The following is a 19,469-nucleotide window of genomic DNA, read 5'->3' on the forward strand; positions in this document are numbered from 1 at the left end:
GTGCGGGGGCTGCGGACGCTGCTGGATCACCCGGACGTCCTGCGTACCCAGCTGACCGCGCTGGCGAAGGCCGCCGAGGGGCTGCCGGTCTACCTCGAGGTCATGGCCCCGATGGTGGCGGACCGTACGGATGCCCGGGCTTTCGCGGCCGCGTGCCGTGAGGCTGGGCTGCGGGCGAAGTTCGGCGCGATGGTCGAGATCCCGTCGGCCGCTCTGCGGGCTCGCTCGATCCTGCAGGAGGTCGAGTTCCTGTCGCTGGGGACCAACGACCTTGCTCAGTACACCTTCGCCGCCGACCGTCAGGTGGGTGCGGTCTCCCGTCTGCAGGACCCGTGGCAGCCCGCGCTTCTCGACCTGGTGGAGCTGTCCGCCGAGGCGGCGAAGGCTGAGGGGAAGAGCTGTGGTGTGTGTGGTGAGGCCGCGTCCGACCCGTTGCTCGCGTGCGTGCTGACCGGTCTGGGTGTCACCTCTCTCTCGATGGGTGCCGCGTCGATTCCCTATGTCAGGGCGACGCTGGCGAAGTACACGCTGGCGCAGTGCGAGCGGGCCGCCGCGGCGGCCCGGGCCACGGACAGCGCCGAGGACGCGCGCAGCGCGGCGCAGGCGGTGCTGTCGGGCGAGTAGCTCCGGCCTTGCTGCCGACGCTTCCCGGGAGGGGCGCTCCACTGAGGTGGGGCGCCCCTCCGGCGTTCTCAGTGCTGGTGGCCCTGGGCGGGTTTCTCCTCGCCGAGGTCGGGCGGTGCGCAGTAGTCGACGTTGGATTCCGGGGAGATGAGGTCTCCGGATTCGATGTCGGTGCAGTAGGCGTCGAAGACCTCTCCCGCGGTGAGGGGTTCGAGTCCGTATGCGCGCATGCGCCAGCCGTAGACGCGGTCGGGTGTGTCCGGGGCGCTCACGCGGATGACGAGTCCTCCGGGACTTTCGGTGGCCAGGCCGAGGGCCAGGACCGTGGTGAACTCGAGGGCTTCGGTCTCGTCCAGTTCCAGGGCGGCTCCGTCGTCGGCGATGTGGAGGGCGGCGATGAGGGTTTCCGGTGGTCCGGTGACGCTGCAGACGAGGTGGCGGTTGCCGGGCGGGGCCGTGTCGAGGATGCGGACGAGGAGGCCCGCGGCTCGGGTGAAGGCGGCGCGTCCGATGTCTTCGCCGCAGGAGGTGCAGGCGCCAAGTCGGGCGAGGAGGGTGGTCGCGTACTCCCAGGTGGCCTGCCGGACGGCCTCGTCGACGAGGGCCGGGACGAGGTCGGTCAGCGGCCGGCCGTCGTAGGGAAGGGTCGGGCCGGTGGCCGCGATCTGTGCGGTGAAGCGGGTGCGGCTCGACGGGTTGTCGGGGTCCAGGCCCTTTTGCGTGCAGAACTCGGCGTATTCCTCGGGGTCGAAGAGGGCCACTGTGGTGTGGCTGCCCTGCAGGGCTCGGGCCCTGAGGAGGGACTCGACCTGTTTCAGGTAGGTCGCGTGGTCGGCGAAGGTGAAGGTGCGGTAGCGCCGCATGGCCCTGAAGTCGTGTTCGTCGGTGAGCAGGCCGATGGTGCCGGCGATCTCGCGGTGCAGGACGCGTCGCATGGTGCGGTTGTCGGTGTGCGCCATTGTTTCCCCCTGTGCACGGTCGATCAATGCTCACTCACAGTAACCGGCGGCACTGACAATCGGTCCGGGCATGGTGAGCGTGCACGCAATCGAGAGCTGAAGGCGCAGGTCACAGTGAGTGTGTGCGGCGACCTGCGCCCTGAGTCATGGTGACGGGGGGTTGCGCGGCGGTGGTCAGGCGCGCTTGCGGGCCAGGTCCTCGTAGAAGTTCAGCAGGTCGAGGTTGTCGATGGAGCCCGGGTTGACCGCCTTCTCCAGCGGGGTGCCTTGCAGGAGGCGCTTGACGGGGACCTCGATGCGTTTGCCGGTGAGGGTGTGCGGGACGCCGGGTACTTCGATGATCTCGTCGGGGACGTGGCGCGGTGACAGCTGCTCCCGGATCGTCTGCTTGATGCGGTTCAGCAGGGCTTCGTCGAGGACCGCCCCGGGGGCCAGATGGACGAAGAGCGGCATCCAGTAGCCGCCGTCGGGCTGCTCGATGCCGATGACGAGGGATTCCTTGATCTCAGGGAGCCGCTCGACGGCTTCGTAGATGTCGGCGGATCCCATGCGGACGCCTTGGCGGTTTAGCGTGGAGTCGGAACGGCCGTGGATGACGACCGATCCGCGGGAGGTGAGGGTGATCCAGTCGCCGTGCCGCCATACGCCGGGGTAAGTGTCGAAGTAGCTGTCGTGGTAGCGGCTGCCGTCGGGGTCGTTCCAGAAGTGGATGGGCATCGACGGCATGGGGTTGGTGACGACGAGCTCGCCGACCTCGTCGACGACGGGGTGGCCGCTCGGGTCCCAGGACTGCAGGTCGGTGCCGAGGCACGGGGCCTGGAGCTCGCCGACGTGGACGGGGAGGGTCGGTACGGCTCCGGCGAAGCAGGAGCACACGTCTGTGCCGCCGCTGACGGAGGCGATCCACAAGTCGTCGCGGACCTCGTCGTGGAGCCAGCGGAAGCCGTCGGGCGGGAGGGGCGACCCGGTGGTGGCGACGCACTGCACGGAGGACAGGTCGAAATCGCGGGAGGGGTGCACGTCGGCCTTGCGGCACGCCATGACGTAGGCGGCCGAGGTGCCGTAGAGGGTGGCTTTCGTGCGTTCGGCGATCCGCCACTGGGCGCCGGTGTCGGGGTATCCGGGGCTGCCGTCGTAGAGGACGATCGTGGTGCCGGTGAGCAGGCCGGAGACGAGGAAGTTCCACATCATCCAGCCGGTCGAGGTGTACCAGAAGAAGCGGTCTTCGGGGCCGAGGTCGCAGTGCAGGCCGAGTTGCTTGAGGTGCTCGACCAGGATGCCGCCCTGGGACTGGACGATGGCCTTGGGCAGACCGGTGGTGCCGGAGGAGTAGAGCACCCACAGGGGGTGGTCGAAGGGCACCTGTTCGAAGACGGGGTCGGTGTCGGCCGAGGTGAGGGCCGACCAGTCCAGGGCGCCCTCGGGTGCCTCGGTGCCGAGGAGCGGGATGTGGATCACTGCGCGCAGGGTGGGCAGTTCGCGGCGCAGTTCGCTGACGACGTCGCGCCGGTCGTGTTCCTTGCCGCCGTAGCGGTAGCCGTCGACCGTGAAGAGCACAACGGGTTCGACCTGCTGGAAGCGGTCGAGGACGCTGCGGGCGCCGAAATCGGGTGCGCAGGACGTCCAGACCGCACCGACGGCGGCTGTGGCGAGGAGGGCCACCACCGCCTGGGGGACGTTCGGGAGGTAGCCGCTGACGCGGTCGCCGGGGCGTACGCCGAGGGCGCGCAGTTCGGCGGCCAGGGAGCCGACCTGGCGGCGCAGCTCGGCCCAGGTGACGGGGCGTGGTTCGTGTGTCTCGTCGACGTGCAGAAGGGCCGGTTGGTCCGCGCGTGTGGCGGCCGCGCGAAGGGCGTGTTCGGCGTAGTTGAGAGTCGCTTCGGGGAACCACTGGGCGCCCGGCATCGAGCGGTCGCCGAGCACGCGCGCGTAGGGGTGCGAGAAGCGGACGTCGAACCATTCCGTGACGGCTCTCCAGAAGGTGTCCAGCTCGTCGACGGACCAGCGCTGCAGGCCGGCGTAGCCGCCGTCGGCGGGGGCGCCGTGGTGTTCGGCGGCCCAGGCCTGGAACCTGGTGATCCGTGCGCGGGCGATGCGCTCGGGGTCGGGCTGCCAGAGCGGCTGGAAACTGTCGGTCGACATGGTCGGCTCCCGGACTGTGCGCGTCGTGTGCGTCCTCCGCGCACGGGCTGGGGTGTGCGCGTGAGCGGCTGGCACGGACAATGCCATGTGATCGACTTCGGCACCAGGGTGCGCCGCACATAGTCCGTGTCGTGAAGATGTGGTCCTGGCACGGGTGAACGGCAGTTGAACGACACACGTGTGCGGGGCGGTGGGTGGCAGGGTGAGCAGCATGAACGGTCGTGACCTGGTGCGTTCGGTGAAAGCGGTGGCTTCGGTGGGGGCGGCGCAGGGTGTGCGTACCGTACGGGCAGCGTGGCGCAGGCGGCGGGCCGACGCCACCGGGCTGCCGGCGCGGGGGGCGGAGCGTGCGCGGGTGCCCGGGCTCGTGGCGGGAGCGGAGCCGGGGCCGGGCGGCGGTGTCGTCCGGTTCAGCCGGTCGGAGCTGCGGATTCTGGTCGCCGTGAACGGGGCCGTGTTCTGGGGCTGGGACGGGGCGGAGCCGGAGCCGTCGTACGCGCTGGCCGGCCGTTGTCCCGAGCCGGATCCTCGGGCGGTTCTGGAGCCGGACAAGGACGGCGGCTGGCGGGTGGTGGCCGAGCGGGTGACGGTGGTGGTCTCGCGGTACGGAGCGGTGGAGGTGCGCACCCCGGGTGGTGTGCCCCTGCGGCGTGATCTGCCGCCACGGTGGTGGGAGCCCGTCGGCGGCGGTCCGGCGCGGTGGATGCAGCGGTCGGAGGTGGGCGCCGACGCGCGGTTCTTCGGCCTCGGGGGGCGTAGCTCGGGTCCTCGGCTGCGGGACGGCACCTACCGGCTGTGGAACAGCGATCCCGGCCGTGCCTTCGCGCCCGGAGAGGACCCGCTGTACATCACGATGCCGGTGCAGCTGGTGGTGTCCGACGGCGGTACGCATCTGGCGTTCCACGACAGCTCGTGGGACGGCACGGTGACACTGCGGGCGGGCGAGGAGGGGGCGGGTTCCGGGCACGACCGTGCCGGGACGTGCGAGTTGCGGATGGACGGCGGGCCGCTGCGGTGCTGGGTGATGGTGGGCACCCCCGCGCGCGTGCTGCTCGCCTGGGCGTCGCTCACCGGGGCGCCCGCGCTGCCGCCCGCGTGGGCGCTCGGCCACCATCACGCGCGGTGGGGGTTCGGCAGTGAACAGGAGGTGCGGCGGATCGTCGCCGGCTACCTGGAACATGGTCTGCCTCTGGACGCCGTGCACCTGGACATCGACCACCTCGACGCACATCAGGTGTTCACCGTCGACCAGGACCGCTTCCCCAAGTTGCCCGTGCTGGCCGAGGAGCTCCGGCGGGACGGCATCCGGCTGGTGTCGATCGTCGACCCTGCTGTGAGGGCTCTTCCCGGCAACGCGGTGTACGAGGGCGGTGTGGCCGGGGAAGCGTTCGTGCGGGATGCCTCGGGGGAGGTCGTGGAGGGTGTCGGGTGGCCCGGGGAGGCGGTGTTTCCCGATTTCACGCACGCGCGCGTGCGTGCGTGGTGGGGCGGCCTCTACGAGGAGCGGCTCGCGCAGGGTTTCTCGGGGTTCTGGCACGACATGAACGAGCCCACGTCGTTCACCGCGTTCGGCGAGTCGACACTGCCGCGCTCGGCTCGTCATTCCCTGGAGGGACGCGGCGGTGACCATCGTGAGGCGCACAACGTGTACGCGCTGTGCATGGCCAGGGCAGGCTACGAAGGGCTGCGGAGGCTCGCGCCCGAGGAGCGGCCGTTCCTGTTCTCCCGCTCCGGGTGGGCCGGCATGCAGCGCTACGGCGGGACGTGGTCGGGGGACGTGGCCACCGGGTGGCCGGGGCTGCGGGCGTCGTTGGCGCTGGTGATGGGGCTCGGGCTGTGCGGCGTCCCGTACTCGGGGCCTGACGTCGGGGGCTTCGACGGGGATCCGTCACCGGAGCTGTATCTGCGGTGGTTCCAGCTGGGCGCGTATCTGCCGCTGTTCCGTACGCACGCGAGTCTGCGGGCGGGGCGCAGGGAGCCGTGGGAGTTCGGTGGCGAGGTGCTGGAGCACGCGCGCGTGGCGCTCGTCGAACGCCGTCGGCTGCTGCCGTACTTCATGACGCTGGCGCATCTGGCGAGGCGTACGGGAGCGCCCTTCGTGCGGCCGCTGTGGTGGGCGGAGCCGGAGGAGCGGGCGCTGCGCGACTGCGACGACGCCTTCCTGCTGGGTGACAGCCTGCTGGTGGCGCCGGTGCTGGCCCCGGGCGCCGACCGGCGTGCCGTGCAGCTCCCGTGGGGGCGCTGGTACGACACCGCGACAGGGCAGGCCTACGAGGGGCCGGGGCAGGTGCTCGTCGACGCTCCCCTGGCGCGGATTCCGGTGTTCGCGCGCGCGGGTGCCGTGCTTCCGGTACGCGGGGAGGACGGCGGGCTGGAACTGGAGGTGTGGGCACCCGCCCGGGGGCGGACCGGGGGTGGACTGGTCGTGCCGGACGGGGGCGACGGATGGGAGGAGCCGGAGATCGAGCGCTACACCGCTCGGTGGACGGGCTCCCGGGTGGCCGTCGAGCGGGAGGGCGAGAACGGCGGCGGCGCACCGTCCTACCCGGTGCGCGTCCGCGGGGCCGCAGAGCGCTGAGCTCAGATGTACCGGCCCTCGAACCACGCCCGCACGGCCAGCGTGTGCAGGGGGAAGGCGAGTTCCTCGGGCCTGCGCAGGAGGTGCCAGCCCTCCGTCTCGTCCGTGGCGGCGGAGGAGGGCAGGCCCTCGGCCGGGCGCTCCGGGAGGAGGCCGAAGAGCAGCAGGTGTCCGTCGGGAGAGCTCATCGCGTCGGCGAGCCGTACATCACGGCCGGCCGCGTCGATGCCGGTCTCCTCCCGGAGTTCGCGTATGACGGCCTGCCGCCAGTCCTCCCGGTCGTCGATGTAGCCGCCGGGCAGGGCGATGCCCCCGCGCGCGGGGGCGATGGTTCGGGTGATGACGACCAGGGCGGTGCCCTTGGTGTCGTACACGGGCTGGAGGGCGACCGCGACCGGGAGCGGATTGCGGTAGGCCACGGCCCCGCACACCGGGCAGGTGCGGGGCCAGCCGGTGACGCCCTCGCCGTAGGGCGCGCCGCAGCTCGAACAGTGGGTGTTCGGCGCGGAGTTGGAAGCGGAGTGCTGAGATTCGGACACGCGCGGACTGTAGCCGATCACGGAGAGGGCGCTTCGAGCAGGCTGCTCAGTGAGCGCTGGTGAGGGACTTCCTGGCCACGGGGAAGTCGAAGTACGTGTCCGGATGGGCCTCGGGCTTGAAGGTGTAGTGCCACCACTCCTCTGCCAGGTTCACGAAGCCGAGGCCTTCGAGGGTGCCCTTGAGCAGCAGTCGGTTGGCACGCTGTTGCCCCTGGATGCGGGGGTCGAGGGTGTGCGAGAGGGTGTCGAAGCAGTCGAAGCCGGTCCCCATGTCGATCGAGTTGTCGGGGAACCGCTCGCCCTTGGGGGCGAAGCAGGGCACGAGGGGCTCTCCGGGGTGATAGGGCCGAGTCGGCTTCGCCGGGAGCCTGACAAGCGTGACGTCCAGGGTCGAACCACGGCTGTGGCCGGATTTCGCCGCGATGTAGCCGTCGGCGAACAGCCGGGTCTTGTCGACGTTCGGGTAGAACTCGCCCTTCATCGCCTTGTCGTCGAGGTCCTCGGCCCAGCGGACGAAGTGGTCCACCGCGCGCTGCGGCCGGTAACAGTCGTACACCTTGAGGGCGTAGCCCTGGCGCAGGAGCTTGCGTTGGGCCTTGTGGAGGGCTTCGGCGGCGGGGCGGGTGAGGATGCAGAGGGGCTGCCGGTAGCCGTCGATGCGCTCACCCACGAAGTTGTGCGGGGTGACGTAGCGCATCTCCTGGATGATGGTCGGATCCACGCTTCTCAGCGCTACGAAGTCCTTCGGTGCCTTCGGGTCGGTGGCGGCCCGGGCGGCCGTGCTGGGTGCGGTCGATGCCAGCAGGGCGGCGAACGTGGTGATGAGGGCACGCGCCACGGTGGTGAGTCGTGTCATGCCCCTGCGTCTACCAGGCCCGGTGGCGTCGTGAAAAGGGGCCGCATGCGGAGTCCGCGACCGTGCGTTCGCTTCGGGATCGTGGACTGCCGATCTCCGACCGGCCGTGACACACTCCTGACGTGCCGTCAGATTCTATCTGCGGGGAGGGTGCTGTGGCGCGTGCACGAACACCTGTGGTGACGGGGTGGTTCACCGGGGAGGGGGACGACTTCCGGCTGCTCGGCACGCGTTGTTCGGCGTGCGCCTCCGTTTTCTTCCCCCGCGAGGACCATCACTGCCGCAACCCCGCCTGCGCGGGCGGCGAGTTGATGGAGGTTGCGCTGTCGCGACGGGGGCGTGTCTGGTCGTTCACGGACAGCCGGTACCCCCCTCCGTCACCCTACGTGACCGATCCGGAACTTTCCTGGGAGCCGTGCGCGTTCATCGCTGTGGAGCTGGAGGCCGAGCGGATGGTGGTGCTGGGACAGGCGGCTCCCGGGATCACCGTCGCCGACCTGGCGGTGGGCCTGGAGGTGGAGGTTGTACCCGGTGTGCTCCATGAGGACGCGGAGACGACCTGGACGACGTGGCACTGGCGGCCGACGGGGGTGACGGCATGACGGAAGAGGTGGCGGTGCTCGGCGCGGGCATGCACCCGTGGGGCAAGTGGGGGCACAACTTCGTGGAGTACGGCATCGTGGCGGCCCGCGAGGCGCTCGCGGATGCCGGGCTGGAGTGGCGGGACATCGGTGCGATCGTCGGTGCGGACACGGTGCGGGGCGGCTATCCCGGCCATGTCGCCGGGGCGACGTTCGCGAAAGCACTGGGCTGGCAAGGGGCCCGGGTCACCAGCGTGTACGCCGCGTGCGCGTCCGGGGCGCAGGCCATCGACGCCGCACGGGCCCAGATCCTCGCCGGGCTCGCCGATGTGGTGCTCGTCGTGGGGGCCGATGCCGCCCCCAAGGGGTTCTTCCGCCCTGCGGGCGGGGACCGGCCGGACGATCCCGACTGGCTGCGGTTCCGGATTCTTGGGGCTACCAACCCCGTGTACTTCGGGCTGTACGCCCGCAGACGCATGGCTCGGCACGGTGACACGCCGGAGGATTTCGCACAGGTCAAGGTGAAGAACTCGGCGATGGGAGCGCTGAACCCCCACGCGCGCTACCGCAGCCGCGTGACCGCCGAGGAGGTCGCCGCCTCCGCCGTGGTCGCCGACCCGCTGCGACTGCTCGACATCTGCGCGACCTCCGACGGCGGTGCGGCGGTCGTGCTCTCGAGCATGGAGTACGCGCGCCGGCACGGGCAGGCGGAGCCGGTGCGGATCCGCGCGGTGTCCACGGTGACCCCGCGCTACCCGAACACCGTGCTGGACCTGCCGGACATCGCCACGGACTCCGCGCGGGCGGTGGAGCCACCGGGTGAGACGTTCCGCAGATCGATCGCCCACACGGCCTATGAGGAGGCGGGCCTCGGGCCGGAGGACCTGTCGCTCGCCGAGGTCTACGACCTGTCCACCGCCCTCGAGTTGCAGTGGTACGAGGACCTGGGGCTGTGCGGGGAGGGCGAGGGCGTGAAGCTGCTGAGGGACGGGACCACAGCCCTGGGAGGGCGTATACCGGTGAACGTCAGCGGCGGACTGGCCTCCTTCGGGGAGGCCGTTCCGGCGCAGGCGATAGCCCAGGTGTGCGAGCTGACCCGGCAGTTGAGAGGCGTGGCGGGTGACCGGCAGGTCCCGGGAGCGCGCGTCGGCATCACCGCGAACCAGGGGCTGTTCGGGCACGGGTCGGCGGTGATCGCGGTGCGGTGAGCCCGCAGTGGCCCTGGACCGGCGGCGCGCTGCTGCTGCCTATGCTGACGCCGGTCCTTCCGCTCCATTGATCCCGCCCGGGGGATACGCTGTGTGATCACCCCGGAATCCTGCGTGAACGTCTCATGAACTGCGCTTGGGCGTGCCCCGGTGGCATCAATCATGCTTCCGTGCACTCCTGGACGGACACTCTCCGCTTCGCCTTCCAACCGGTGGTCAATCTGACGACCGGAGCGGTCGCGGGGCTGGAGATACTCGCCCGACCGGAGACCGGCGACGTCCTGGCCGAGGCTCGCCGGGACCCGGAGCTCGACTGCCGACTGGCGGTGTCGGCGATCCGCGCGGCGGCGGGGAAGGAGACCCTGCTTCCGCTGTTCGCCAACGTGTTCGCCGGGACCCTCGCCGACCTCGGGGGGCTCCCTTCCCTGCATGACGCCGTTCGTGAGGCCGGGCGGCTCCCCTGGGAGGTGACGCTCGACATCTGCCCGCCGTACACGCATGTGCCGCAGCAGGCTCTGCTGGAGGCGGTGACCGCGCTCCGCGGGCAGGGCTTCCGGATCTGCGCGGACGGTGTCGGGGACGGGGATGTGCCGTTGCGGCTGCTCTCGGACCTCGCCCCCGGCCTGGTCAAGCTGGACGCGTCGCTGCTGGCACGACCGGCGGTGGTGCGGTCGATGCGGACGCTGTGCGATGAGATGGGGGCGCTTCTGGCCGTGGAGGGGGTGGAGACCGAAGGGCAGTGCGCGGCGGCGCTGGCGGCCGGGGCCCAGCTGGCGCAGGGCGAGCTGTTCGCGCCGCCGGCCCGCCTGCCCGCCGCCGACGTCTACGTCCCGCCCCGCTCCCCCGCCGAGGCGCCGGCTCCGGGGTCCGGGCCGTCGGTGCGGGAGTTCGTCCGTCCCGCCGCCCTGCTGCCCGCCACCGCGTCCGCGGGGCAGGTACGAGCCCTGCTGACCGGGTCACCGGACGTGTCCGGGGTGCTGCTCGTGGACACCAGGGGCGTTCCGGTCCGGTCGGTGCACCGCTCCCGCTTTCTGCTGTCGATGTCGGGGCGCTACGGGCACGCCCTGTACGCCGACCGCCCGGCGGCCAAGCTCGGCGACCCGCCGCGGACGGTGGGCGTCGACGCCACGGCCTGGGAGGTGCTGGACGTGGTGGCGGTCGGCGAGCGGGACCGCACCTCGGACGACGTCGCCGTGGTGGACGAGTACGGACGGTGCGTGGGGGTCGTGCGGCTCGCCGATCTCGTGCGAGCCCTGGCCGAGACACGGGTGGAGGAGGCGGCGGGACTAAATCCCCTGACGCGTCTGCCCGGCTCGGACGCGATCACCGGCGAGGTCGACCGTCGGATCGCGGCCGGGCGGTCGTTCGCACTGAGCTGGTTGGACGTCGACGACTTCAAGCAGGTCAACGACGGGGCCGGATTCGCGGCGGGAGACGAGTTGATCAAGACGGTGGGCCGGGCATTGCAGCAGGCCGTGGCGGAGGGCGCGCGGGTGGGGCACATCGGCGGGGACGACTTCCTGGTGCTCGCCGATCCGGACGGTCTCGATCCGCTGGCCGCCTCGGTGCTGGACGCTCCCTGGTCGGCCGGGGGCCGGCCGGTCACGCTGTCGCTCGCGACGGTGCTGTGCGCGCCGGGCAGCGTGAGCGACCACCGGCAGGCCGCGGCCTGCCTGGCCCCGTTGAAGAAGGCGGCGAAGGCGCTGCACGGGGCGAGTTGGGTGCTGGGCCGGGCGGGCGTGGCGGGCCATGAGACCCGCCGCGGCTCGCAAACGACGCCGGAGCCTGGGCATGCGCCGGCATCGGCCGTGGCGTCAGCATCTGCGCCCGCGCCTGCCTCTGCCTCTGCCTCTGCCTCTGCCTCTGCCTCTGCCTCTGCCTCTGCGAGGTGCGGTATGGCGGTCGAGAGCGGCGCGCAAGGCATCTGAGACGTGAGGGCCGCCCCCCGCTCGGCCGTTGCCTGCTCGACGGTGGTCGAGCGCCGGCGCTTGCCCGTTCGACGGCCGAGTCGGCGCGTGGGCCGTGGAGTTGCGGCGCTGCCGAGGTCGTGCACGGGCGCGGCGGTGACCGGCCGCCAGCACCGGCCGTGACCGGTCGCAAGGCCCCCTCCGCGGCGGCCAGGGCCCCGCGGAACTCCTGCGGTTGAGAAACCTCCAGGTCAGGTGGATCCTGGACACGAGCAAGCGAGGAGTCAGGTGCGGCTGGGCTTTCGCCTCTGGCGGAGCCCGGCGGAGGCCGGACACCATCAGCCAAGCCTCGCGCGGCGCACCGGTGCCCGCGCGAGTCCGGAACAGATCTGAACAACGACCCGGGCGCCGCCATGGCCGAGCAGCCGGCCCGTCGGCCAGGTGCGATCCCGGTGGCCGTCGGATGGCCGTCAACCGTTGCGGTCGGCGACCTTGACGCTCTTTGGGTGCCGGTGAACACTTCCGGTGTCAGTCGACATCGCCGTACATAGTCGGCGTATTCCGGCACTGCGGCGCGTGGGTGCGCCTACGCCAAGGCCCATTCCCCACGGGCGATTCGGCTGCGACGGCACGCTCGTCACGGATGCCGGGCGGGGCGCGGGATCACCCTGCTTTCGGCTGAGGTAGCCACGGGAAACGCACCCTGCAGGTGAGGACCGGGGCCGATCGTCCCGGGCCAAGGCTGAGGAGCAGCCATGACTAACGGAGACATTTTCGTCGGTGAGATGATCGGCACGGCGATTCTGGTCCTGTTCGGTGCCGGCGTGTGTGCCGCCGTCACCCTGAGATTCTCGAAAGCACGCGCCTCTGGGTGGATCGTGATCGCGTTCGGCTGGGGCTTCGGCGTGCTGGCCGGCGCGTACACCGCCGCTCCCCTGTCCGGAGGGGTCATCAACCCGGCCGTCACCTTCGGCCTCGCCGTCGACACCGGCGTGTGGAGCAAGGTCTGGATCTACCTGCTGGGTCAGATCACCGGCGCCATGATCGGAGCCGTCCTGTGTTACCTCGTGTACTACGCCCAGTTCGCGGCCAACGTGCGGAAGACGGGCACCACGGAGGGCACGGCGGACGAACCGGTTCCGACGCTCGGGATCTTCTCGACCATCCCGGAGATCAGGAACCCGATCGCCAACCTGGTCACGGAGATCCTCGCCACCATTGCGCTGGTGTTGCCGATCCTGGCCCTGGTCGGGCAGGACAGGCACGTGGAGGGCGTCGGCATCGGACTGATCCCCGGGGGCGGCGGCATCTACGGGTCCGGCATCGCGATCCTGCTGGTGTCTCTGCTGGTCGTCGGCATCGGCCTGTCCCTGGGGGGTCCCACCGGTTATGCCATCAACCCGGCGCGCGACCTCGGCCCGCGCATCATCCACGCCATCCTGCCGATCCCGAACAAGGGCACGTCCGACTGGGGCTACTCGTGGATCCCCATCGTCGGGCCACTGATCGGCGGCCTGCTCGGTGGCGTCATCTACAACGCAGCCTTCTGAACCAGCCGAAGGGGTAGCCATGACGGACAACTCCGCGAAGTACGTCGCAGCCATCGATCAGGGCACCACATCGAGCCGCTGCATCGTCTTCAGCCAGGACGGCGCGATCGTCGCCGTGGACCAGCGCGAGCACCGCCAGATCTTCCCGAAACCCGGCTGGGTGGAGCACGACGCCACCGAGATCTGGTCCAAGGTGCAGGCGGTGGTGGCGGGAGCGCTCGCCAAGGCCGGTCTGAGGGCCGACCAGCTGAGCGCGATGGGGATCACCAACCAGCGCGAGACGACCCTCCTGTGGGACCGGGCGACCGGCAAGCCGGTGCACAACGCGATCGTCTGGCAGGACACGCGGACGGCGGCGCTCTGCAACCAGCTGGGCGGCTCGGACGGGCAGGACCGCTTCCGTGAGCAGACGGGTCTGCCGCTGGCCACCTACTTCTCCGGGCCGAAGGCGGCCTGGCTGCTCGACAACGTGCCCGACCTCCGGGCCCGGGCCGAACGCGGCGAGATCGCCTTCGGCACGATGGACTCCTGGCTGATCTGGAACCTCACGGGCGGCACGGACGGCGGGCAGCACGTCACCGACGTGACCAACGCCGGGCGCACCATGCTGATGAACCTGGAGACCCTCCAGTGGGACCCCTCGATCCTCTCGGCGATGAACGTCCCCGAGGCCATGCTGCCCGAGATCCGGTCCTCCTCCGAGGTGTACGGCACCGCCGTGGGCCAGCTCGCCGGGGTCCCCGTGGCCTCCGCGCTGGGCGACCAGCAGGCCGCCGTGTTCGGCCAGGCCTGCTACGACGTGGGCACCGCGAAGAACACGTACGGCACAGGCAGCTTCCTGCTGCTCAACACCGGCAGCCGCCCGGTGCCGTCGAAGAGCGGTCTGCTGACGACCATGGGGTACAAGATCGGCACTGAAGCGCCGGTCTACTGCCTGGAGGGCGCGATCGCCATCACAGGCGCGCTCGTCCAGTGGTTCCGGGACCAGCTCGGCATCATCCGGACGGCCGACGAGATCGAGCCCCTGGCGGCGAGCGTCGAGGACAACGGCGGGTCGTACATCGTGCCGGCGTTCTCCGGCCTGTTCGCGCCGTACTGGCGCTCCGACGCGCGTGGCGTGATCACCGGACTCACCAGGTACGTCACGAAGGCACACCTCGCGCGCGCCGTGCTGGAGGCGACGAGCTGGCAGACCCGCGAGGTCGTGGACGCCATGTACCAGGATTCCGGGGTGCACATCACGACCCTCAAGGTCGACGGCGGCATGACGAAGAACAACCTGCTGATGCAGCACCAGTCGGATGTGCTCGACGTGCCGGTGGTGCGGCCCAAGGTCTCCGAGACGACCTGCCTGGGTGCCGCCTACGCGGCCGGTCTGGCCACCGGTGTGTGGAACGACCTGGACGAGCTCAAGGCGCACTGGCGCAAGGACGTCGAGTGGACGCCGAACATGGAGGCGTCGGTGCGGGACCGCGAATACCACAACTGGCGCAAGGCCGTGGAGAAGAGCTTCGGCTGGGAGGAGGACGGCGACAGCTGACCACGCGCGCGTGGAACGTCGCCACGGCTGCGGCCCGTGCCCCGGTCGGCGAGGGTACGGGCCGTGCTCATCGGTGCTCGGTGACGGGCCGGGCGCGTCGGTCCTCGGTGACGGGCCCTGCGCGTCAGTCCTCGGCCAGGGGGCCCTGCGCGTCGGTCCTCGGCCAGGTGGCCCTGCGCGTCAGTCCTCAGCCAGGGGCCGTGCCCGTCGGTCCTCCTTTGCAGGGCCATGTGCGCCGGTCTTCGAGTACAGGCCGTACGCGTAGATCCTCTAGGTCAGCCGGTCACGGCCTCGCGGCGGTCGGCCGCGTACGCCATGGCGTGCTGGACGACGCCGATGAGTGCTTCCTTGACCGATTCGCGGTCCCGGGCGTCGCACATCAGGAGCGGCACGCCCTCGTCGAGGTCGAGGGCCTGGCGGACGTCCTCGATCGGGTAACGGGGAGCGCCCTCGAAGCAGTTGACGCCGACGAGGAAGGGGATCGAGCGCCGTTCGAAGTAGTCGACGGCGGCGAAGCAGTCCTCCAGGCGGCGGGTGTCGGCGAGCACGACGGCACCGAGCGCGCCCTCGGAGAGCTCGTCCCACATGAACCAGAACCGCTCCTGCCCGGGCGTGCCGAAGAGGTACAGCACGAGGTCCTCGCGGAGGGTGATGCGGCCGAAGTCCATGGCCACGGTCGTGGTGTTCTTGCCTTCCACGCCGCTGGTGTCGTCGACCGGGCGCCCGGCCTCGGTGAGCAGCTCCTCGGTGCGCAGCGGCCTGATCTCGCTGACCGCGCCGACGAGCGTGGTCTTGCCCACGCCGAAGCCGCCGGCCACCAGGATCTTGAGCGTGACGGGCTCGACCGGAGGCTTGCCGCGCTCAGAACGCCCGAAGATCATCGATCTCTTCTCCTGCTTGATGGGGGTCGGGCGACGGCGGGCCATAGCCTCCGCCGCCTGGGGTTTCGATGACGAGTACGTCACCGGTGACGAGGTCCGCGGAGTCGCTGCCGCCGAGTGCGGTCACCGTGCCGTCCGCGTGCTCCACCCGGTTGGCGCCGAGAGCACCCGGCTCGCCGCCCGCCATGCCGTAGGGCGGGACCCGGCGGTGCTGGGACAGGGTGGAGACGGTCATGGGTTCGAGGAAACGGATACGGCGTACGGCGCCGTCCCCGCCGTGCCATCGGCCGGCGCCGCCACTGCCGCGCCGGACGGCGAACTCCTCGAGGCGTACGGGCAGTCGCCACTCCAGAACCTCGGGGTCGGTGAGGCGGGAGTTGGTCATGTGCGTCTGGACGACGGGTGCGCCAGGGAAGCCGTCACCCGCGCCGGAGCCTGAGGCAACGGTTTCGTAGTACTGGTGGCGTTCGTTGCCGAAGGTGACGTTGTTCATGGTCCCGGAGCCCTCGGCCTGGACGCCGAGCGCCGCGTAGAGGGCGCCGGTGACGGCCTGGGAGGTCTCCACGTTGCCCGCGACGACCGCGGCGGGCGGCTCGGGGGCGAGCAGGGAGCCCGGCGGGACGACGATGGTCAGGGGACGCAGACAGCCGTCGTTGAGGGGGATGTCGTCGGCGACGAGGGTGCGGAAGACGTACAGGACGGCCGCGTTGACGACCGAGAAGGGGGCGTTGAAGTTGGTGGGCAGCTGGGCGGACGTACCGGTGAAGTCGATGGTCGCGGCCCGGTTCTCGCGGTCCACGCGCACGGCCACGCGGATGACGGCGCCCGCGTCGGTCTCGTAGGCGTAGTCGCCGTCGTCCAGGGCGTCGATGACCCTGCGTACGGCCTCTTCGGCGTTGTCCTGGACGTGCCTCATGTAGGCCTGGACGACATCGAGGCCGTAGTCCTCGATCATGCGGCCGACCTCGTCGACGCCCTTGCGGTTGGCGGCGATCTGGGCGCGCAAATCGGCGAGGTTGGTCGTCGGGTTGCGGGAGGGGTAGCGCGCCTCGGTGAGGAGGCGGAGGGTCTCGGCCTCGCGGAAGCGGCCGTTCTCGGCGAGCAGCCAGTTGTCGAAGAGGACGCCTTCCTCCTCGATGGTGCGGCTGCCCGCGGGCATGGAGCCGGGAGCGATGCCGCCGATCTCGGCGTGGTGGCCGCGTGAGGCGACGTAGAAGAGGATCTGCGGATCACTGTCCGGAGCGCCCTCCGAGCCCCTCCTCGCATCACTCTCCGTGTCGGCCGGCGGTGCGGTGCCGAAGACCGGCGTGATCACGGTGACGTCGGGCAGGTGGGTGCCGCCGTGGTACGGGTCGTTGACGGCGTAGGTGTCGCCCGGGCGCATGCGGGGGCCGCGCCGACGGATGACCTCTTTGACGCTCGTGCCCATCGAGCCCAGGTGGACGGGGATGTGCGGGGCGTTGGCCACCAGGTTTCCGTCCGGGTCGAAGAGGGCGCAGGAGAAGTCCAGACGCTCCTTGATGTTGACGGACTGGGCGGTTGATTCGAGGCGGGCGCCCATCTGCTCGGCGATCGACATGAACAGGTTGTTGAAGACTTCAAGCAGAACCGGGTCGACTTTCGTGTCGAGATCGGAACTCTGTGTAACCGCGGCGCGTTCCATGACCAGATGCCCGTCGTCGGTCGCCGTGGCCCGCCAGCCGTCGTCGACGACGGTCGTGGAGCTGGCTTCGGTGATGATCGCCGGGCCGGTGACGGTGTCGCCGGGAGGAAGGTCCTCGCGGCGGTGGAGGGGCACGTCGCGCCAGGCGCCGTCCGTGTGGAGGCGGACGGTCCCGGGCGCTGCGGAGCCGCGGGCGGGGCTGCCGTCGGGGGCGGCTCGCCGAGGGGCGAGGGCAGAGAGATCGGGGGGTTCGGTGATACCGGTGGCTTCGACGGAGAGTGCTTCGACGACGATCGGGCGCTCGAGCGTGAAGGAGTACGTGGCGCGATGACGTTCTTCGAAGGCGTGTCGCATCGTGCCGGGCTCGGTCAGCTCGACGGTGAGGGTGGTGTCCGTGCCGTCGTAGCGCAGTTCCGCGCGTCGGGTGACCTCGACGTGCTCCTCGGGGACGTCCTCGGCGAGGAGTTCGGCGCGGGCCGCCGCCTCCAGCTCCTGGGCGGTCTGGAGGACGCCGGGCATCGACGCGGCCTCCAGGGGGGCCTCGACGGACTGCTCGCGCATGGCGGTGGTGTCGGCGAGGCCGATGCCGAGTGCGGAGAGGACCCCGGCCATGGGGGGTACGAGGACGGTGCGGATGCCGAGGGAGTCGGCGACCTTGCAGGCGTGCTGGCCGCCGGCGCCGCCGAACGTGGTGAGGGCGTACCGGGTGACGTCGTGGCCCTTTTGGACGGAGATCCGCTTCACCGCCGACGCGATGTTGGCCACGGCGATCTGCAGGTACCCCTCGGCGACCTGTTCCGGCGTGCGGTCGTCGCCGGTCCGATCGCCGATCTGACGGGCGAGGGCGGTGAAGCGGTCCCGGACGAGCACCTCGTCGAGGGGCTCGTCGCCGCCCGGCCCGAACACCTGCGGGAAGTGGGCGGGCTGGATCCGGCCGAGCATCACGTTGGCGTCGGTGACGGTGAGCGGCCCACCGCCCCGGTAGCAGGCAGGTCCGGGGTCCGCGCCCGCCGAGTCGGGCCCTACGCGGTAGCGGGAACCGTCGAAGTGCAGGACGGAACCGCCACCGGCGGCGACGGTGTGGATGTCCAGCATCGGGGCGCGCAGCCGGACGCCGCCGATCCGGCTGGTGAAGACGCGCTCGTACGCGCCGGCGAAGTGGGAGACGTCGGTGGAGGTGCCGCCCATGTCGAAGCCGATCACGCGGTCGAAGCCGGCGAGCTGCGACATCCGGGCCATGCCGACGATGCCGCCCGCAGGCCCGGACAGGATGGCGTCCTTCCCGCGGAACTGCCCGGCCTCGGTGAGGCCCCCGTTGGACTGCATGAACATCAGCCGCACGCCTTCGAGCTCGTCGGCGACGTGCCGGACGTAGCGGCGCAGCACGGGCGAGAGGTAGGCGTCGACCACGGCGGTGTCTCCGCGGGGGACGAGCTTCATCAGGGGGCTGGCCTCGCCGGAGAGCGAGATCTGCGGAAAGCCGATGCGGGCGGCGAGTTCCCCGACGGCCTGTTCGTGGGCCGGGTGGAGGTGGCTGTGCATGCAGACCACCGCGACGGCGCGGATCCCGTCGTCGTACGCCTCCTGGAGCGGCCCGCCGAGGGCGTCCAGGGCGGGGACGCGCAGGACGGTGCCGTCGGCGGCGATGCGCTCGTCGACCTCGACGACCCGTTCGTACAGCAGCTCGGGCAGGTCGATGCGGCGGGCGAAGATGCTCGGGCGGTTCTGGTAGGCGATGCGCAGGGCGTCGCGGAAGCCGCGGGTGATGAGCAGCAGCGTGCGCTCGCCCTTGCGCTCCAGGAGGGCGTTGGTGGCGACGGTGGTCCCCATGCGCACGCTGTCGACGGGGGCGTCGGAGCCGGCCAGCAGATTGCGGACACCCTCGACCGCGGCGTCGGCGTAGCGGGCGGGGTTGTCCGAGAGCAGCTTGTGCGTGAGCAGCCGACCGTCCGGGCGCCGGGCGACGACGTCGGTGAAGGTGCCGCCGCGGTCCACCCAGAACTGCCAGCCAGTCACGTCAGTACCCCGCTTCCGCGCTGCTCACAGCGCCCGGAGGCCGTTGATCACGTCGCGCAGAATACCCTCGTCCGGCAGCTCGGCAGGGGGTACGGGCCGGTTCACATGGACGAATTCTCCGTCCACGAGATCTCCGACGAGGACCCGTACCACTCCGATCGGCAGGTCGAGTTCCGCTGCGAGTTCGGCGACCGACTGCGGGATGTCACGGCACAGTTCGACGATGTCCACGTGCTCCGGGGAGAGCATGTGGTCCGCTTCCGGATCGTCCGCGTGCGGCTCCGCGACCACGACCGCGATCAGGTCCAGGCGGTGCTGGCCCTGGCTGCTCGTGCGGCCGCGGGTCATGGCGTACGGGCGGACGACCGGTCCTGCGTCGTCGTCGAACCAGTGGCTTCTTCCCTGACCGTCAGCGCTCATGTCAT

Annotated in this window: 14 protein-coding genes (1 of these 14 running past the window's edge); 7 read left to right on the forward strand and 7 right to left on the reverse strand. The window is 70.9% G+C overall.

Annotated elements, in window-relative coordinates; translation table 11 throughout:
• A protein-coding gene (gene ptsP / locus QOL88_RS06075; RefSeq protein WP_097215449.1) for a phosphoenolpyruvate--protein phosphotransferase crosses the window boundary here: on the forward strand, positions 1 to 624 show its 3' end. The gene continues 1,047 nt to the left of window position 1, outside the view; 624 of the gene's 1,671 nt are visible here — the last part of the coding sequence; the start codon falls outside the window, past its left edge; its stop codon occupies positions 622 to 624.
• A gap of 68 nt (positions 625 to 692) precedes the next feature.
• On the opposite strand, the gene QOL88_RS06080 is transcribed toward ptsP, so the two are convergent.
• Positions 693 to 1,583, reverse strand: a complete 891-nt coding sequence (locus QOL88_RS06080) for a DUF8829 domain-containing protein (protein WP_097215450.1) — start codon at positions 1,581 to 1,583, stop codon at positions 693 to 695.
• A 174-nt stretch (positions 1,584 to 1,757) separates the two neighbouring features.
• Complete coding sequence (locus tag QOL88_RS06085) at positions 1,758 to 3,725, reverse strand: acetoacetate--CoA ligase (RefSeq protein WP_097215451.1); 1,968 nt, start codon at positions 3,723 to 3,725, stop codon at positions 1,758 to 1,760.
• Positions 3,726 to 3,936: 211 nt separating this feature from the next.
• Between QOL88_RS06085 and QOL88_RS06090 the strand changes: the two genes are divergently transcribed.
• Positions 3,937 to 6,303, forward strand: coding sequence for a glycoside hydrolase family 31 protein (locus tag QOL88_RS06090; RefSeq protein WP_097215452.1), 2,367 nt, complete (start codon positions 3,937 to 3,939; stop codon positions 6,301 to 6,303).
• A gap of 2 nt (positions 6,304 to 6,305) precedes the next feature.
• On the opposite strand, the gene QOL88_RS06095 is transcribed toward QOL88_RS06090, so the two are convergent.
• The gene (locus QOL88_RS06095) at positions 6,306 to 6,842 is read right to left on the reverse strand and encodes an NUDIX domain-containing protein (protein ID WP_097222880.1); all 537 of its coding nucleotides are present in this window, start codon (positions 6,840 to 6,842) and stop codon (positions 6,306 to 6,308) included.
• 46 nt (positions 6,843 to 6,888) lie between these two features.
• Positions 6,889 to 7,698 carry a M15 family metallopeptidase gene (locus QOL88_RS06100; RefSeq protein ID WP_097215453.1) on the reverse strand — a complete coding sequence of 270 codons (810 nt, stop codon included), beginning with the start codon at positions 7,696 to 7,698 and terminating at the stop codon, positions 6,889 to 6,891.
• 176 nt (positions 7,699 to 7,874) lie between these two features.
• Between QOL88_RS06100 and QOL88_RS06105 the strand changes: the two genes are divergently transcribed.
• The 5 genes from QOL88_RS06105 (at position 7,875) to glpK (ending at position 14,484) form a co-directional block, all read left to right on the forward strand.
• Positions 7,875 to 8,300 (forward strand): Zn-ribbon domain-containing OB-fold protein, encoded by a 426-nt coding sequence (locus tag QOL88_RS06105; RefSeq protein ID WP_097215454.1) that lies wholly within the window; start codon positions 7,875 to 7,877, stop codon positions 8,298 to 8,300.
• Entirely contained in the window at positions 8,297 to 9,487 is a 1,191-nt protein-coding gene (locus tag QOL88_RS06110; protein WP_097222881.1) for a lipid-transfer protein, read from the forward strand. Before QOL88_RS06105 ends, QOL88_RS06110 begins: the two co-directional genes overlap by 4 nt.
• Before the next feature lie 170 nt (positions 9,488 to 9,657).
• Positions 9,658 to 11,415: an EAL domain-containing protein gene (locus QOL88_RS06115; protein WP_257027563.1), complete on the forward strand. Its 1,758-nt coding sequence runs from the start codon at positions 9,658 to 9,660 to the stop codon at positions 11,413 to 11,415.
• A 734-nt stretch (positions 11,416 to 12,149) separates the two neighbouring features.
• Complete coding sequence (locus QOL88_RS06120; protein WP_097215455.1) at positions 12,150 to 12,944, forward strand: MIP/aquaporin family protein; 795 nt, start codon at positions 12,150 to 12,152, stop codon at positions 12,942 to 12,944.
• Positions 12,945 to 12,963: 19 nt separating this feature from the next.
• Positions 12,964 to 14,484: a glycerol kinase GlpK gene (glpK, locus tag QOL88_RS06125; protein WP_097215456.1), complete on the forward strand. Its 1,521-nt coding sequence runs from the start codon at positions 12,964 to 12,966 to the stop codon at positions 14,482 to 14,484.
• 275 nt (positions 14,485 to 14,759) lie between these two features.
• On the opposite strand, the gene QOL88_RS06130 is transcribed toward glpK, so the two are convergent.
• Genes QOL88_RS06130 through QOL88_RS06140 form a run of 3 tightly spaced genes read right to left on the reverse strand, consistent with a single transcriptional unit; the run spans position 14,760 to position 19,464 of the window.
• Positions 14,760 to 15,365, reverse strand: coding sequence for a GTP-binding protein (locus tag QOL88_RS06130; protein WP_031109094.1), 606 nt, complete (start codon positions 15,363 to 15,365; stop codon positions 14,760 to 14,762).
• Positions 15,346 to 19,044, reverse strand: coding sequence for a hydantoinase B/oxoprolinase family protein (locus QOL88_RS06135; RefSeq protein WP_097215457.1), 3,699 nt, complete (start codon positions 19,042 to 19,044; stop codon positions 15,346 to 15,348). Before QOL88_RS06135 ends, QOL88_RS06130 begins: the two co-directional genes overlap by 20 nt.
• 24 nt (positions 19,045 to 19,068) lie before the next feature.
• Positions 19,069 to 19,464, reverse strand: a complete 396-nt coding sequence (locus tag QOL88_RS06140; RefSeq protein WP_097215458.1) for a DUF742 domain-containing protein — start codon at positions 19,462 to 19,464, stop codon at positions 19,069 to 19,071.
• Positions 19,465 to 19,469 lie beyond the last annotated feature (5 nt).

Source organism: Streptomyces sp. Ag82_O1-12 (assembly GCF_900182715.1).
In the GTDB taxonomy this organism is placed as follows: domain Bacteria; phylum Actinomycetota; class Actinomycetes; order Streptomycetales; family Streptomycetaceae; genus Streptomyces; species Streptomyces massasporeus.

Excerpts from the sequence above, each read along its gene's own strand:
- QOL88_RS06080 (WP_097215450.1), bottom strand. The coding sequence starts at position 1,583 with ATGGCGCACACCGACAACCGCACCATGCGACGCGTCCTGCACCGCGAG.
- QOL88_RS06085 (WP_097215451.1), bottom strand. The coding sequence starts at position 3,725 with ATGTCGACCGACAGTTTCCAGCCGCTCTGGCAGCCCGACCCCGAGCGC.
- QOL88_RS06090 (WP_097215452.1), top strand. The coding sequence starts at position 3,937 with ATGAACGGTCGTGACCTGGTGCGTTCGGTGAAAGCGGTGGCTTCGGTG.
- QOL88_RS06100 (WP_097215453.1), bottom strand. The coding sequence starts at position 7,698 with ATGACACGACTCACCACCGTGGCGCGTGCCCTCATCACCACGTTCGCC.
- QOL88_RS06110 (WP_097222881.1), top strand. The coding sequence starts at position 8,297 with ATGACGGAAGAGGTGGCGGTGCTCGGCGCGGGCATGCACCCGTGGGGC.
- QOL88_RS06120 (WP_097215455.1), top strand. The coding sequence starts at position 12,150 with ATGACTAACGGAGACATTTTCGTCGGTGAGATGATCGGCACGGCGATT.
- glpK (WP_097215456.1), top strand. The coding sequence starts at position 12,964 with ATGACGGACAACTCCGCGAAGTACGTCGCAGCCATCGATCAGGGCACC.
- QOL88_RS06130 (WP_031109094.1), bottom strand. The coding sequence starts at position 15,365 with ATGATCTTCGGGCGTTCTGAGCGCGGCAAGCCTCCGGTCGAGCCCGTC.
- QOL88_RS06140 (WP_097215458.1), bottom strand. The coding sequence starts at position 19,464 with ATGAGCGCTGACGGTCAGGGAAGAAGCCACTGGTTCGACGACGACGCA.